This window comes from Desulfosoma sp., assembly GCA_037481875.1.
Classification (GTDB): domain Bacteria; phylum Desulfobacterota; class Syntrophobacteria; order Syntrophobacterales; family DSM-9756; genus Desulfosoma.
The window spans coordinates 463,773-480,188 of sequence record JBBFKY010000002.1; the positions used below are offsets into that span (position 1 = coordinate 463,773).

General features: G+C 51.7%; 14 protein-coding genes and 1 pseudogene. 8 read left to right on the forward strand and 7 right to left on the reverse strand.

The window, feature by feature from the left end:
• Window positions 1-15: 15 nt before the first annotated feature.
• The 7 genes from WHS46_04925 to mutY form a co-directional block, all read right to left on the reverse strand.
• The gene (locus tag WHS46_04925) at window positions 16-951 is read right to left on the reverse strand and encodes an SPFH domain-containing protein (protein MEJ5348014.1); all 936 of its coding nucleotides are present in this window, start codon (window positions 949-951) and stop codon (window positions 16-18) included.
• 14 nt (window positions 952-965) lie between these two features.
• Entirely contained in the window at window positions 966-1,409 is a 444-nt protein-coding gene (locus tag WHS46_04930) for an NfeD family protein (GenBank protein ID MEJ5348015.1), read from the reverse strand.
• Window positions 1,410-1,881: 472 nt separating this feature from the next.
• Window positions 1,882-3,873, reverse strand: a complete 1,992-nt coding sequence (locus tag WHS46_04935; GenBank protein ID MEJ5348016.1) for a cation:proton antiporter — start codon at window positions 3,871-3,873, stop codon at window positions 1,882-1,884.
• Window positions 3,874-4,088: 215 nt separating this feature from the next.
• Complete coding sequence (locus WHS46_04940; protein ID MEJ5348017.1) at window positions 4,089-4,886, reverse strand: PhzF family phenazine biosynthesis protein; 798 nt, start codon at window positions 4,884-4,886, stop codon at window positions 4,089-4,091.
• A 47-nt stretch (window positions 4,887-4,933) separates the two neighbouring features.
• Window positions 4,934-6,118 (reverse strand): ChaN family lipoprotein, encoded by a 1,185-nt coding sequence (locus WHS46_04945; protein ID MEJ5348018.1) that lies wholly within the window; start codon window positions 6,116-6,118, stop codon window positions 4,934-4,936.
• A 5-nt stretch (window positions 6,119-6,123) separates the two neighbouring features.
• Window positions 6,124-7,074, reverse strand: coding sequence for a hypothetical protein (locus WHS46_04950; protein MEJ5348019.1), 951 nt, complete (start codon window positions 7,072-7,074; stop codon window positions 6,124-6,126).
• Complete coding sequence (mutY, locus tag WHS46_04955) at window positions 7,071-8,198, reverse strand: A/G-specific adenine glycosylase (GenBank protein ID MEJ5348020.1); 1,128 nt, start codon at window positions 8,196-8,198, stop codon at window positions 7,071-7,073. The genes WHS46_04950 and mutY overlap by 4 nt, the downstream gene beginning before the upstream one ends.
• 210 nt (window positions 8,199-8,408) lie before the next feature.
• Between mutY and WHS46_04960 the strand changes: the two genes are divergently transcribed.
• The 8 genes and pseudogenes from WHS46_04960 to WHS46_04995 all read left to right on the forward strand — a co-directional run.
• Window positions 8,409-10,913: an ABC transporter ATP-binding protein/permease gene (locus WHS46_04960; GenBank protein ID MEJ5348021.1), complete on the forward strand. Its 2,505-nt coding sequence runs from the start codon at window positions 8,409-8,411 to the stop codon at window positions 10,911-10,913.
• Window positions 10,888-11,415: a Crp/Fnr family transcriptional regulator gene (locus WHS46_04965; protein MEJ5348022.1), complete on the forward strand. Its 528-nt coding sequence runs from the start codon at window positions 10,888-10,890 to the stop codon at window positions 11,413-11,415. Before WHS46_04960 ends, WHS46_04965 begins: the two co-directional genes overlap by 26 nt.
• 37 nt (window positions 11,416-11,452) lie before the next feature.
• Window positions 11,453-12,292 (forward strand): rhodanese-like domain-containing protein, encoded by an 840-nt coding sequence (locus WHS46_04970; protein MEJ5348023.1) that lies wholly within the window; start codon window positions 11,453-11,455, stop codon window positions 12,290-12,292.
• 158 nt (window positions 12,293-12,450) lie between these two features.
• Window positions 12,451-12,600, forward strand: coding sequence for a hypothetical protein (locus tag WHS46_04975; protein ID MEJ5348024.1), 150 nt, complete (start codon window positions 12,451-12,453; stop codon window positions 12,598-12,600).
• A gap of 15 nt (window positions 12,601-12,615) precedes the next feature.
• Window positions 12,616-13,686: pseudogene (locus WHS46_04980) on the forward strand (IS256 family transposase).
• 37 nt (window positions 13,687-13,723) lie between these two features.
• Window positions 13,724-14,704: a glycosyltransferase family 1 protein gene (locus tag WHS46_04985; protein ID MEJ5348025.1), complete on the forward strand. Its 981-nt coding sequence runs from the start codon at window positions 13,724-13,726 to the stop codon at window positions 14,702-14,704.
• A complete protein-coding gene (locus WHS46_04990; protein MEJ5348026.1) occupies window positions 14,631-15,836 on the forward strand; it encodes an FkbM family methyltransferase in 1,206 nt (401 codons plus the stop codon). The genes WHS46_04985 and WHS46_04990 overlap by 74 nt, the downstream gene beginning before the upstream one ends.
• Window positions 15,837-15,992: 156 nt before the next feature.
• On the forward strand, window positions 15,993-16,416 hold a 424-nt coding region (locus WHS46_04995), incomplete at its 3' end, for an IS1380 family transposase (GenBank protein ID MEJ5348027.1).

Consider the following 16,416-nt stretch of genomic DNA (forward strand, 5'->3'; position numbering starts at 1 on the left):
GTTCGACCCTTGGACTTATTCTCTCAAGCCTGCCACAGATCTTCCTTTAAGGCTCGTGGTCATGCTAGGTATCGGTGCTTCCAGAAGTGGCAACGACCAGGTTTTTGTTCCCATGATGCCGCGAAGCGCAGCCGGCAAATCCGCCGGAAGAGCGACAACTTTTGCGTTCTGAGATTCCGCGAGCGCTTTCACGCTTTCCACGTAACGTTCCCCTAAAATGAACATGAGAGGCAGCGGGTTGTCTCGAGCAGCCTCCACAATCAACTGAATGGCTTTCTTGTTTGCCTCAGCCAGAACAATCTTCGCTTCGGCATCCCGCCGGGAAGCTTCAAGACGTCCTTCGGCTTGCAAAACGGCAGCGGTTTTTTCCCCTTCGGCCCGTGTGACCGTCGCCCGGCGTTGCCGTTCAGCCGCTGCCTGTTCTTCCATCGCCTTTTGCATGGTTTGAGAGGGCGCGATGTCTTGAATCTCAACGGTTTTAACGGTGATGCCCCAATCGGCGATATCGTCGGAAATGGCTTCCTTGAGTTTGGCCTTGATGACTTCCCGCGAAGATAAAGCATCATCCAGGTCCATCTCCCCGATGATGGCACGCAAGGACGTCTGCACAAGGTTTTGAATGGCGAGAATGTCGTTTTCCACACCGTATACAGCTTTTTCCGGCGAGACGATATCGATGTAAGCGACCGCATTGGCTACGATGACCGCGTTGTCTCGAGTGATGACTTCCTGGGATGGAATATCCAGCACCAAGTCTTTGGTAGGGACCTTGTAGGCCACCGTGTCCATATAGGGAATAATCAGATGAAGTCCTGGCGTTAGGGTCTTGTGGTATTTTCCCAGCCTTTCCACGACAAATTTATCGCCTTGGAGAACGGTTCGCACCCCCATAATGATAGTTACGAGAACCAGAACGAGAAATATCAGAGCAAGAATCAATCCGGGTGTCATGATGCTTGCCCTCCTTACATGGGGCAAACCACAAGAACGTTGCCGACAATATCCACAACCTGGACTCGGTCTCCTACCGCCACGACTTTTCCCTCGTGCACCAAACAAGACCATTCTTCGGCTCCGAGAAGAGGGACCCAAAAGCGAACTTTTCCCCGCCTTTGTCCTACCGACGTCTCCATGACGTGACCCACGGCTCCCACGACAGCTTCCCTGGACAGTCCGGCTTTGGTCTTGTCAGCCGTACGGGGCTTGATGAAAAGAAGCAACAGTCCCAGCAAGGCAAGGGATAGCAAAGCCCAGAAGACCAATTGGTATGTGAGGGAAGGTTCTGTAACCGTCCGAAGCCATCCCACGAAGATGGCGGCAACACCAAACCAAACGATGACAAAGTTGGGGACAAAGATTTTAAGGATCACGAGCATCATCCCCAGAGAGATCCAAACCCAGTATGGCATTTTTTCACCTCGAAGACTTTTTTCGCTAACAAGAATCGATGCCTTCCAAGCCCTTGGGCCTAGGGCGGCCCCAAAAGGCACACCCTCAAATTCGAGCATCGCTGAGAATCTTCTTTTTCGGCGTCAGGGCCATCAACCATGGTTCTCAGCATACCCGATACCATGCTTTTAGAGGCATCCCCTACGAATTCTGATCCCCTGGGCAAAGGCTCTGGACCCGTGACACGAACCACCACCGACCCTTATGGGCGCTCTTTTTGTTTCCTTAGTTTCAGTACCGGGTTAGGGGTTGCGGTTGGAAGTGTCTTGTTTCTCCCATTCCCTGCCGCAGTGGGGACACCTTCCGCTTTTGAGGTGTGAGGCCACTTTAAAGGATGCGCCGCAGTGCGTGCAGCGTCGGCTGACCTTGGACCTTTTCTTTTGTGGTCTCAAAAGCAGAATCAAGCTACTGAGAAAACCTCCCATGAAAGCCTCACAATTTGTGGGAGAGAAGCAAGTGAGCTTGGCGAAGTTGCTCCGTCGTACCTATGAGCACCGTCTGGTCCCCTGGGTTTAAAACCGTATCAGGTCCAGGATTGGGCATCAGCATTCCGTTTCGGCCCAAAGCCAGAACAGTCACACCGATGTTTTTACGCAGTCCTAATTGCCCGATGGTTTTCCCGGCCGCCCGTGACTCGGGAGACACTCGAAAAGATCGAATTTCCACACCGGGCAAGGCCTCGGCAATGTCGCACCAACTAAGGCTCGGCAAATATGGAGCGCTCAAGGCCTTATACCCTTCTGCACGAATTTCCTCCACTACCCGTTCCACATCCTCTTTGGGAACCAGATATTTGCTGAGCACACGGCTGAAAATCTCTATGGAAGTTTCCAGTTCTTCAGGTACGACTTCATCGGCGCCCAATTGCGCCAACCGATCCATTTCAGAAAGAAACCGAGTGCGCGCAATGAGATGCACCGCAGGAGCCTGAGCCTTGACGGCTGCTGTGATGCGCCGCACCGAGGCCGAATCCGCCAAGGAAATCACCACTACGCGAGCCGTGTGCACGTTGGCATGTTCCAAGATGGTGGGCTGAGAGGCATCACCGAAAAAGATAATTTCCCCTTTTTTCTTTTCGGAAACAACCGTGGAAGGATTCATTTCCACGATACAGTATGGAATTTGACCGATGCGAGCGGCTCGAGCCAGATTGCGCCCCACGGGGCCGTAACCCACAATAATGAGATGGTTGGCAAGATCCAATTTCCTATCGGAAGAAAGCTTGACCGTATCGGCCAGGAGGCCGTGGCGAATCTTGTGGGGCCAGGGCAGGGATTCCACCTTGGCCGCCCAGGATGGGGCTCGAGCGATCAAGAAAGGGGTCACCAACATGCTCAGTGTGGAGACGCAGAGAAACAAACTTGCGTGAGCCCCGCCGAGAACACCGTGGGCTAAGCACACGGTGCACAGCACAAAGGAAAACTCTCCGATTTGAGAAAGCACCAGTCCCGAAGCGACAGCCACTCGAATGGGATAGCCCATGAGCAGCACCACCAGAATACAAAGGAACCCTTTCAAAGCCAAGGCAGCCAGGGTAAACATGGTCACAAGTGCCGCGTTTTGGGCGATAAAGGAAAGGTCAAGGATCATTCCGACGGAAATAAAAAAAAGACTTGTGAAAAGATCCTTAAAGGGAAGCATGTTGGCCAAAGTCTGATGGCTGTATTCGGATTCAGAAAGCATTAAACCGGCTAGAAAAGCACCCAAGGACAGGGACAAGCCCGCCGTAGAAGTGATCCAGGCCACACCGAAGCAGACAAGAACCGATGTCAGAAGGAACAACTCTCGGCTTCGCGTCATCACCACTCGATGAAGCACTCGAGGCAGAAGCCATCTTTGCCCTGCAAACACCAAGAGCAAAATCCCGGCTGATTTCAGCATAAGCACGGTCCACGCCAGAAGAGGGTTAGCCTCACGGCCGGAAAGCAAGGGAATAAGAAGCATCATGGGGACCACCGCGACGTCCTGGAAAAGCAAAATCCCCAGGCTCATCTGCCCATGAACGCCGTCCAGTTCCATGCGGTCTTGAAGAATTTTGAGGACGATGGCCGTACTGCTGAGAGCCACGAGGAATCCCAAGGCGAGGGCGGTCTGTTCGCTGCTGACGACCTGTCGAAAAATAGCCCATACGGTCAAAGTGGTGAGACCTACCTGCAATCCGCCTCCAAGAAAGACGATGCGTTTGATGCGCATCAATTCCGAAAGGGAAAATTCAAGTCCGATGGAAAACAACAGCAGCACCACACCCAATTCAGCCAGAAACTCCACCTGTTCGCTGGATTGCACCAAACCGAGTCCATGGGGCCCTGCTAGAGTCCCTGTGAGTAGGAAGCCCACCACACTGGGAAGTTTCAGCCGGTAACAGATGAGGCTCACCAGCACCCCCAAACCGAAAACCACCAAAAGATCATTCAAAAGATGCACAACCCATCCCTCCAGTTTCCTCGGACATAAGCCTTTTCAAGACTTAGCCCATGAGACCAACTTTAACGCCTGGAGTCAAACCCAATCGACCCGGAAACTCATTGGTTTTCAAAACCATGGACCGCTGGCAAGCTTCACCGATGTTTTTACGTTTTCGGGGGATTCAGGGGCGGACACGCCGGTCCGTCCCCTGCGAGGTTCTCTTGTGGAAGGGGTCAGAAGAACAGGATTTCGCCCACAAGGTAGGTTTTGGCTTTTCCGGCGATTTCCACTCGATCGCCCAAATCCCGACAAAAGAGCTCACCGCCTCGAGCCGAAACCTGAAGCGCATGAAAAGACGTTTTCTGGAGCACCTCTTTCCAATAAGGCACCAGGGATGTGTGAGCCGATCCCGTCACGGGATCTTCATTCACACCCACTTTAGGCGCAAAAAACCGCGACACGAAATCCACGTGATCTCCTGGAGCCGTAACGATCACGCCACGAGCCGGCAATTGGGCGAGGCGCTCCAGATTCGGTTGAAGATCACGAATATCCTTTTCCGATTCAAAGACGATCAGATAATCCGTCTTACCCTTCAACGCCTTTAATGGCCTTGCGGAAAAGCAGGCTGTGATCTCGTCGGACAAGGGTATGGGTGTCAGAGTGTCCTTGGGAAAATTCATGGCCAAAAGGTCACCTTGACGGGTGACCGTCAGAAGGCCGCTTTTTGAGTGAAACGCCACAATCTTTTCCTTGTAACCTAGGTGGTGGAAAAGCACATGAGCTGAAGCCAACGTGGCATGTCCGCACAGGGCTACTTCAACCCTGGGCGTAAACCAGCGAATAGCATAGCCGCTTTCCACGGGAAGGAAAAAAGCCGTCTCCGAAAGGTTATTTTCGAAAGCAATATCTTGCATCGTTTTGTCCGGCAACCACTGGTCTTTCAAAGGGCACACCGCCGCCGGATTACCTCGAAACAGCACGTCCGTAAAAGCATCCACCTGATAGAGTTGCATTTTCACCCCTTTCATGGAAGGTTGTCTCCAGAGGCGCAAACTGTTCAAGTCCGTTTTTGGGTTTAAGGTTCAAAACGAACGGGTATCGTGATGGTGCGACCGTCCCGATCCAGTGTAAACACCATTTCGGGAACCGGCCTCTGAAAAAGCCGATGCAGACTTTCCAAATCCCTCACCGATTCTCCGTCCACCGCCATAATCATGTCCCCGGCTTGAAATCCGGCCAGGTCGGCTCGACTGCCCGAAACCACTTCCACCACGCGCAGCCCATCCCCCTTTGGATTCCGTTCCAGGCGCACACCCAGACGCCGCCCATGGCCTTCGAAAGGTTTTTGCGCAGCCGTTACCACCAAAAAATCGGCTACTTCCGCCGTGACCTGATCCGGTTCTTCATTAATCGCCACAGGTATGACCACGGCATAACGATGTTCCACACGACGACGTACCCTTTCGGGAATCCCGAACCTTTGATTGACATGCCCTTTTCCGGCCAGCACCACCACTTGCCGAAAAGGTTCCTGCACCAACCACATCGCTATGGTTTCGGCCATGGTTTCATCCCACACAAGCTGCGCCTCATAGAAAGCTTGCAGATCTCGAATGCTTCCAGGCACATGAGCCTTGAATTCCTTTTCCACATAGGATCGATACACCTCATCGTCCAGATAAAAGTGTCCGGCAATGGAACGGCGTTCCTCAGCATTTAGAGACGCCAGGCCTTGTCGCGACACCTTTCGCACCACTGCCGGAGGTGCATTGAGAGCCCGCATGGGGATGGATTTTTCTCGAGCCAAGGCAAAAACGGGCCGATACAGGGCAAAAGGAAAGCCCCAGTTGTCTTCCCAAAGGACCGCATTCAGAAAAGATGTCTCATCGAGATTTCCTTCTACCCATCGGTCCAAATCGCCTTGGGTGGATCGCGGAAGCATTTCCACACCCACACCAATATTTTTGCCACGCTCCCAAAGTCCTTCCACAATACGTCGCTGAATTTCATGATCCGAAGCCCTTGCGTGGACTTCCCCCACATAGATGACCCGCATCTTTTCCAACTCCGAGAGCAATTCCTCGAAGCTGATTTTCTTTCCCGTATGAAGGTTCACGATGTCGTGAATCTCCGGCTTGAAGGGTAAAACATGGACGAACGCCCCTTCACGGGATTTCTCTAGACCCGCACAACCCCAAAGGCCAAACGAAACGCTTAGAAAAAAGATCAGAATCAACCGCCTTCCTCTGTCATGTTTCATGGGTATCACCTTTCTTTGGTGGAAAAACGTGTCAACACCTCTTGAGCTTCCTCGGAAGAGCTGCGACGCACCAAGGGCCATAGCTCTTGGCAGTCGTTCCATGAAAGATGCCGTGTCCATCGCCACGCTTCAGCTTCATTTTCCAAGTGCGGGTAAGCATCAACGGCGGGCACCATTTCGTCCTTGTGTAACAACTTGATATAAATAAGGCTTTGCGCCGCAAGGCGATCTAGGTCAGGCCCGGTCATCTCGGGATGAAACACAAACAGCAAGGTCAGGCGATCTCCCGGGCCCAGAATCTGCTTCCTTTGTATTCGATGACGCGCCTGGTCTTGCAGAAGAAAGCAGGGTCGCACCCTAACCTTGCTTTTCACAAGGCGTTGCAGCTCCACAAAAAACAGCCAGTGGATGTACCCACATTCCACATAAAGGGCTTTTGCTTTTTCTACCCAATGCATCACAGAACCCGCCCGCATGCGGTCCCTCAAAGCGAGGCGAGCGGCATCAGCCCTGGCAAAAGCCAACACCGCCTGCACAACTTCCGGAAAAGGCTTCGTAAGGGATATGGTGTAAAAATTCAAAAGAGCGGCTGTGGCGTCTCTTTCAACACGGTAGACGATGAAGGCCGGGTCGTCGGGCTTCAGTTCGTGAAAATCACCTCCAGCCGCAAAGAAGTCATGAAGCCGAAAGAGATGTTCCATGTAAGGCTCCACCTGCAGAAGCCTCTTACCTGCAGCATAAAGTCTGCGGTATAGGCGGCAACAGGCTTGAGCGAAACTTGGAAATTCGAAATCAGCTTGTGCCAGGTAAGTGTCTATGGATATTTCTCCACGCAGCATGGATTCAAACTCGGTCTGGGGCGGCTCTTCCAAGATAATGACATCGTGGCCTTGCATAAGCGATTCCGCTTCTTGGAGCACTTCGAGGCGATGGGTGGAAAAGGCCACCGTGATCACGGAGATTCCTCCTTGGCGGACTGCAGGAGGCGAATCAGGCGCCGGTTGGCCGAAGGGAATGCATACTGATCCAAAGCGTCAAGGCGAACCCATCTCCCCTCGGTAGCTGCACGCAGTGCTATTGTCTGGTCGGCGGGATCCAGAACACAGTGAAAGGCATGCAGGTGCATACGAAAGCGGGTCACCGCATGGCGAATCTCCGTAATTTTTTCTACGATTGAAACCCTCACCCCAAGCTCCTCCATAAACTCGCGCCGTACCGCCTCCTCCAGCGTTTCGTCCTTTTCGGCCTTGCCTCCAGGAAACTCCCACAGTCCTGCCATGAGCCCATTCGGCGGTCTTTTTTGAATGAAAACTTTTCCGTTGTTCCTCAAGACACCCACGGCCACCGTCACGGGGCTTACGGCAACCCGGTTTGACTTTACAGGTCGAATCGATACCGTTCCCGCGGTGCGAGCGCGGCACCACAGGGCTACAGGACACTGGTCGCATCGAGGGTTTCGAGGTGTACACACCAAGGATCCAAGTTCCATGACGGCTTGATTGAATTCCCGAGATCGGCCTGAGGGCATCCATTCCTTTAGAGCTTCTCGAAACATCTTGTCACTTCGGGGATCCGAGACGGGCAGGGACCAATCTAACAATCGAGCGCTCACCCTCTGCGCATTGCCGTCCAGAACGGGAACATCACAGCCAAAGGCAAGACTGGCCACGGCAGCGGCCGTATAAGAACCAATGCCCGGAAGGCGGCGCAAAGATGCTTCATCGGAAGGAATCTTTCCTTGATATTCTTCCAGAATGATCTGCGCCGCCTTTTTGATGTGCTGGACGCGTCGGTAATAACCGAGCCCCTCCCACGCTTGAAGCAATGCATCCAGCGAAGCTTCCGCCACGGCCCGCACGTCGGGAAACCGAGCCATCCAATGTTCATAATACGGTATCACCTTGGACATCTGGGTCTGTTGCAGCATGACTTCCGAGATCCACACGGCATAAGGATCGTAGTGTTTTCGCCAGGGAAGAGGCCTCTGGTTTTGAACAAACCAAGCCACAAGGGCGATTCCGATGGATGCATTCTGCGCTCTGGAAGGATTGCAGCTCGAAGTTTGGCGCGGGTTCCCCATGATTCTTGCCTCCTTGCCTAGCTTAAGAACGCCAACAGGTCTTGGAAAGAGGTTTTCATGGCGTGAATGAGGTTCGATGCGTTGACATTTGCTTTCAAGCGTGTTGTTTAACGGAAACGATCCCATACATCTCCTTTAGGGATGAGGGATGGATACCACGTTTTCGCGAACCGAGAGACATGGACGCACTCTTCGGGGAGTACCTCACCCATGATGCTCAAAAAACCCCTTTGGTACTGGGCCCTTACGCGCTGTCGAGCTCTTCAGGCAACGCTTTTAGCACTCATCGTTTTGACTGTCTTTTTTCGAGTCTTTCCTCTGGAGATGCAAAAACGGATCGTTAATGAAGCCATCCGTTTTGGAAAGATTCACACCCTTTTCTTGTATTGTGGTCTGTACCTGGGCGCCGTGCTGCTGGCAGGTCTTTTGAAATACGCCATCAATGTGCTTCAAGGATACGTCGGCCAAAAAATCCTCTATGAACTGCGCACAGGCCTCTACCGCCATATTCTGCGTCTTCCCTTACCCTTTTTCCGCCGAACCCCGCCCGGAATGGTCATTTCGTCCGTCACCGGAGAATTGGCTTCTGTGGGAGATTTTCTCGGGGGTGCCGTGGCGATTCCAGCCGTCAACGTGTTGACCTTGATCACTTTCGGCGTCTATATGTTCACCCTGAATCCGTTGCTGGCTGTCCTCAGTCTGACCGTGTATCCCATAGAAATCCTTGTCATTCCCATCTTGCAAAAACGATTTAATCAGATCAACAGCGAACGGGTGACCACCACGCGCAAACTCAGCAGTGTGGTGGGAGAAGCCATCAGCGGCATTCAAGAAATTCATGCCAACGCCGGCTATCAGCTGGAGAGCCGGAAGATGGACCGCCTTGCTCAGAAGCTCTTTCAGTTGCGCCATCGTATGAATCTGTACCGCTATGGCATCAAGTTCTCCAACAATTTCTTTCAGAGCCTCGGCCCTTTTCTTCTCTTCCTTCTTGGGGGCTACTTCAGCATCACCGGCCGATTCAGCCTCGGCGCTCTTGTGGCTTTTCTTTCCGCTTACGAAAAGCTCTATGATCCTTGGAAGGAACTGATGGAATTCTATCAGGGTTACCAAGAGGCTCGCGTGGCGTATCGTCGTATTCAGGAAGCTTTTGATGTGGAACCTGAGTTTCCTTTGCTGCCCCAAGATCGTCCTCCTCTGGAACTGCAAGGTGCCATGACCGTGGAAGATTTGGTCTTTGAAGTGGAAGACCGTGTCCGGCTTCTGGATGGTGTCAGTCTTCGAGTGTCTCCCGGTGAGCGGTTGGCTTTGGTGGGACTTTCCGGAAGCGGCAAAAGCACCCTGGCGATGGTCATGGCTCAGTTGTACCGTTACGATCAAGGCCACGTGTATGTGGATCAATGGGAACTGAGGGATCTCACCAAGGCCGATGTTTCTCCGCATGTGGGATTTGTCTCCCAGTACCCTTTCATTTTTGACGGCACACTGAAAGAAAACATTATTTACGGTAGGCAATCGGCTCTTTTGCATTCCAATTCTGTGACGCCCGGTGAGGCAGACTCCCCGGACCTGCACGAGATTCTTCACGCCGTGGCAACGGTGGGACTTACGGAAGACGTACTCCGGTTCGGACTCAATTCCGTTTTGGACCCTGTCCGGGAACAGTTGCTGGGTGGAAAGATCGTTTCCTTGCGACGGCGGTTTCGGGATCGGTGGAGCGAAACACTGCAAGACACCATCGAATTTTTCGATATCAACCGTTTTCTCGACTACAGTTCCGTGGCTGTCAACATTATCTTCGGGTACCCCGTGGAGGGAGGCCGGCCTTGCGAGCTGCTGCCGGCACGACCTCGTTTTCGCCGATTTCTCGAGGAAGTCGGCCTGGAAGAACCCCTGCTTCGGTTGGGTCTCGACGTGGTTCAGCGTACCGTGCCTCTTTTGCGCGACTTGCGGGATGACCCTTTCTTCTTTCGCCAATCTCCCATTCCCCTGGAAGAGATGGATCAGTTCATTGACATCTACGAGCACTACGGTTCGGCTTCCGTGGATCGGCTTCCTTCCTCCGTTCGAGAGAGCCTACTCGCGTTGGCGCTTCGTGTCGTTCCAGGGATTCACAAAATGGTTGTCATTCCCAGGGAACTGCGTGAGGCTATTCTTAAATCTCGATCCCAATTCAAAGCTTATTGCACGCAGCGCCAAGCCGACGCTTTTGTCTATTATTCAGAGACGGAATTTCTCGGCGGTCGAAGCCTCCTCGAAAACATTCTCTTCGGCCGTCTTAAGGAAGAAACCTCCTGGGCTTGGACTCGTATCACCGAAGCCGTCATTGGCCTGCTCAAACAAGAAAACCTGTATGACACGGTTTTGGAAATCGGGCTGGATTTTGAGGTGGGCAGCAAAGGGGATCGACTTTCCGGAGGTCAAAAACAAAAGGTTGGGATCGCTCGAGCCCTTCTGAAGAACCCACGCATCTTTATTCTCGATGAAGCAACAGCCAGTTTGGACATGGCTTCGCAAAACCGTATTCAACAGTGGCTCGATGAGGAACTTCGCGGAAAAGCCACGGTGATTTCCGTGGCCCATCGACTGGAAACCATTCGCGACTATGATCAGATCGCGGTCATGAAAGCGGGCCGCATCGTGGAAATGGGACGTTATGACGAACTTCTGGAAAAGAAAGGGCTTCTCTATGAACTGGTCCGCGGACACGAATAACCGCACCATTGAAACGTCGCAGGACAGGCCAGCCGACACCTGCGAATTGGATCATAACCTGGAATGGCTGCGTCGCACGGATGTGTTCTCGTCCATTCCGTTGGAACGTCTTCGCGTCTATGCCTTGATATGCGGTCGACGGCGTTTTCGACGCGGCGAATTCCTTTTTCGACAGGGACAGCCCGACGATAAGGGGTATATTCTGGTATCTGGAAAGGTGCAGATGGTTCGCCAATATGAAAATCACTCGGTGATCATCCATGATCTGGAACCGGGAGCTTTTTTCGGCGGGCTGGCTCTGCTGGCGGATATTCGACGTCTTTTCGGAGCTCGTGCCGCCACCGATGTGGAAGTGATTTACATCGAACGAGAAACCTTTCGAAAGATACTCCGCCAATTCCCGGAACTCACCGAAAAGATTCTGGATGTGATGATCCGGCGTATCGTGCTCATGGAAGAAAAGATTTTGGAACGTCACCTGCACGAATGTGTGCTGGTCTAAAAACAAAACAACCCCGTTGAAGAAATAGGATGGAATCATGCCACACCAAAGTGAATCCCCCATTGTAGAAAATATGTTCATTGACGAACTGGAAAGCTATCGAGCCGCTCATCGAGAAAAGGACTACGAACTGATTGATGTAAGGGAACCGGCGGAATACGCCGCCGGTCATATTCCCGGAGCCCGGCTGATGCCTTTGAGCCGCTTTGAGAAGCTTTTGAACAACCTGGAACCCGGCAAGGAACTGCTTTTTTATTGCTCCAGTGGAGGCCGTTCCATGACCGCCGCCATGTTGGCCGCCGAAAGCGGGCTCAAACCGCGCCGTGTGGTCAACTTGCAAGGGGGCTACATGGCTTGGGACGGCAAGGAACTTTTTGATTTTCCCAAAGTGCGCCTGCTTGCCGACAAGTCGTCTCTGGTGGAAATGCTTCAAGAGGCCATAAACTTGGAAAAAGGGGCCTATCGTTTCTATGCACTGTCGTCTTTAAAAGAATCCGCTTGGGTGGAAACGGCTCAAAAACTGGTTCAATGGGAACGTCGGCACGCTCAAGCCGTTTATCATCTGTTGGAAGCATCCCCAGGCAAAGAGCCGCTTCCTCCCTTTGAGGACTTATTTGAGGCCCTGCCGGGAAACATTTTGGAAGGTGGCGAAGCTTTGGAAGAGGCTCTGAAAAGGCTGGAAAACCTGCCCGTTTCTTCTTGTTTTGCCTTTGCCGAACTGGCTTTGGACATCGAATATCGAGCCTACGATCTGTATCTTAATGCAGCGGCGGTTAGTAAGGATGCCACCGCCTCGGCCTTGCTTCGGGATCTTGCGGAACAGGAAAAAGCCCATATTCGTTTTATTGCTAGCGTTTTCGCGGCCTGTAAACCCTAGATAGCTAAGAACTCTTTTGCGGCGAGCTTGGATGGCGCAGCCTCACCGAAAGCGGTGGTGTAAAAAGTTTTGTGTAAATTTTAAGTGCTAGAAAAAAAAGCGCTTTTCCTTTACAGAGGGGGTGACCCAATAACACCTCGAAGAAAGGCAAAGCGCCTATGAAGATCGAACTGAGTGTGTCTGAGGTTGTGGCGATTTTCAATGAAATTCAGTGTCAGCCTGAGAAGCTTTTTGAAATGCTTCGCCTAGACATACGCACAGTGGTGGGTCGCTCTTTGTGCGAGATGATGAAGGCGGAACTGACCTAATTTTTAGGAAGAGAGCCTTATGAGAGGAAGGGAGATTCTTCCAATGATCGAAATGGGTCTTACGAGCGCCGTTTGACGATGAAAAGCATCGGCGAAGTACGCGTAAAGGTCCCTCGGGATCGGCTGGGTGAGTCTCAGACCAAGGTCATTCCTCGTTGTCAGCAATATGAGAAAGAAATCGGCAAGGATCTGTGTTTGATGTTTCTTGGGGGTTTCAGCACTCGAACGTTGGCGATGATGTCAGAGCGTCTCATAGGTCGAAAAATTTCCCATACAAACGTCAGTGAAGCCAAAAGGGAGCTTACGGAAGCTGTTGAAAAGTGGGGAATCGGGATCTTTCTCAAGAGTCTGTCAAATATCTTTTTATCGACGGCGTCAACTTTGAGATGCGCCTTGTGATTCCATCGAAAAAGTTTCTGTCCTTGTTGTGATTTGAGTGAGACGAACCAGAGAATGGTTCAGTGCTTGCAAGCAGGCGATAAAGAATCGGCGTCGACGTGGAGGGAGGTTCTTAAAGACCTTAAAAGACGCGGCTTTGACCCATCAAAGGTGCAGCTGGGAATCATGAATGGGCTACCTGGTCTTGAGAAGGTTTTCAAAGAGGAATTTCCCAAGGCCAAGGTGCAGCGATGCCAGGTGCATGTGGCGAGAAATGTTCTGGCCAAAGTGCCAAGAAAATACAAGCAGGCTGTGGCCGACCACATGCGCTCCATCTTCTACGCTTCTTCGAAAGACAAGGCCGGTGAGCTTTTCATGGAATTCAAAACAAAGTGGGAAAAAGATCTACCCTCCGCCGTCGCCTGTTTGGAAAAGGGCCTGGAATCCTGCCTGACTTTCTTCAACTTTCCTGAAGAAGAATGGATTTCGCTGAGAACGACCAACATCATCGAAAGGCTCAACAAGGAATTTCGATGGAGAACAAGACCCATGGAGATCCTGGCAGGAGAACGGTCCTGCTACACTCTGCTTGCCTTCATTGCCTTTAAAATGGAAGTCCACTGGAGGTCTAACCCTCTGGGAAAAGTGCGAAAAAACTTGCCAATATGGCAACGGCTCGAAGGCAGAAATTTTACACAAAATGCTTGACACTACCGATATCTTGATCCATGCAGTGGAGTCAGGGTTGATTAGGGATTATCGCAATCGTGGCGCTTTAATATATGCGATGGTTCATGATTTACTGCCTGTGCGGATGCCGGAAGTCTTTCCTCCAGGCGCAGATCAAATATTTGCTCTATGGCTCAAGGCAGTCTCTACATTTGATGGAGCGATCTGTGTTTCCAGGGCTGTAGCGAATGATCTGCGTGCACGGTTGGATGAGCATGTGCCAGCAATCAACAAGCGCCGTCTTCCATATTTTATAGAATGGTCCCATCATGGGGCGGATATTGTCAATTCGGCGCCTACCAGGGGTATGCCGCATGACGCGGAGGTAACTCTCCAAAAGCTCAAGTCTCGTGTTACTTTTCTCATGGTAGGCACCATAGAGCCGCGCAAGGCCTACCTGCAAACGATTCATGCCTTCGATCAACTTTGGGCGAACGGTCTCGATGTCAATTTAGTCATTGTGGGTCATGAAGGATGGAAACATGTGTCCCACGACATGCGCCGTGACATCCCACAAACCATCGAACTTCTGCGTTCCCATCCTGAACGAGACAATCGCCTTTTTTGGCTTGAAGGTATTAGCGATGAATATTTGGAAAAGGTCTATGCAGCAAGCACTTGTCTCCTTGCTGCTTCCTATGGTGAAGGCTTTGGATTGCCCCTTATCGAGGCTGCACAGCACAAACTCCCTATTATCGCCAGGAATATTCCTTTATTCCGCGAGGTGGTTGGGGAACATGCGTTCTATTTCGAAGCAGCATCACCGGGCGAGTTGACTCAGTCGGTTAGTACCTGGCTCGATCAATACCGCCGAGGGGAGCATCCGAAGTCGGATAACCTACCATGGCTGACATGGGCAGAGAGCGCCAAAAGGCTCTGTGAAATTGTGCTCAGTGTAGCGTCCGAACAAAAAAAGAAAGCATATGGAGAAAGAGATAAAAATTATGGAAAAGCAGATAAAAATTGGCAATTCGGTCTATACGGTTTTCTCGGATGACAATTACCTTGACGCCATGGGGAACGACTTCGAGCCGCACATGGTACAGCTGTTTCGTGCCCTGATTGGCCCGGATGATGTGGTGGCTGATATTGGTGCAAACATCGGCCTAACCGCAATCCTGTTTTCCTCGCTTGCGAAGCACACGTATGCCTTTGAGCCCAGCCCATCGACCTTTTCCATCCTGTTGGGTAATCTGGCCAAAAACAGCATTGCAAATGTGGAAGCGATCAATCTTGGCCTCGGGGACAAGGAAGAAGTCACGACCATAACGTTCGCTTATAACAATCGCTCGGGCGGCTATGTCAGCGAGAAGATCCGTCCGGAGACAGGACACGTCAGCGAGGAAATCTGTATTGACACACTCGACCATTTCTTTTCTTCCAAGGCGCCTGCACCAACTTTTTTGAAGATCGACGTTGAGGGCTTCGAGCTGAACGTAATTCGGGGGGGGGCGTTGTTCCTTCAACGCGTCCGTCCGGTCGTGGTGATGGAAATGAATCACTTCTGCCTTGATGTTCTACAGCGAGTTACAGTTCCCGATTTTCTTGACTTCATGCGCTCCGTTTTCCCCTATCTGTATGCCATTGATACCGACAACAGAACCATTGTCGATCTGCATGTGCCTGACAAGGCCTACATGGTGATGCACGAGCATGTGGTCAAACATCGGTTTCCGAACATTGTCGGCGGCTTCGGTTCCGAGCTCAAAGAAAAACTACAGAGACTTGAAGCAGCAGCAATCTTCAAAACGCCGCTCTTATCGAGACCAATCGGAAAAATCACCACGCAGGCATCTAACACCTGCGTCAAGGCGGGGAGTTTATTTGAGATCAGCGTCAGCGTAGTAAACGAAAGCAAAGAAACCTGGTACGGCTACGGTGATCATCCTGTTTTCCTGAGTTACCACTGGACAAGGAATGGCAATGACTTTTTGATTTATGACGGTATCCGAACCGAACTGATGAAGCCTGAAGTATATCCTGGCGAGACCATCGAGCAACAGATCTGCGTTGAAGCCCCTAAAGTGCCCGGGAAACTCAAGCTCGTACTAACCATGGTCCAGGAAGGGGTGTGTTGGTTCGAGGACAGGGGGCTTAACCCTGCGTTACTCGATATCGAGATATCATAGTATAAACAGACAAGAGCCAATTTAGGGTTGGTTTTTGCCTTAATCCGTGAGATTATGTCTATACATAAAAGTATTGTGTCGGATGTATCCTATTGAATTTCATTCGCTTTTGTGCTATAAGGTCTCCTGTCACAATTTCACCTGGGAGGTGCCCTCATGAAAAAAGTCGATATTGAACAATCTTCCAAGGCCTTTTATAGCGGGCACTCGGGCCTGGTTCTTGTGGGCCATTCGATCAACGGCAGCACGGACCTCTGCCAACGGTTGGAAAAGGAAGTTCCGGGACGGCCGGTGATCTCTCATGCGGATGTGGTCAAGACGTATGTGGGGCTTTTGTGTATGGGGAAGAGTGACTTTGAAGCCGCCGAGGGGGTTTCCGGCGATGACTGGTTCAAAGAGGCTCTGGACATCGAAAAGGTTCCTTCGCAGGAAACCTTGCGACAGCGCTTCGACAAGCACGCGAGAGTTTTCGAACGTCTTGCCGGCGCCGCCAGCGTTGAACTGCTTGAGAGGGCCCAGGTTCCTGTAACGCCTCTTTCCACAGGGGATGTGGCTTTGGACCTGGATGTGTTTTGCCTGG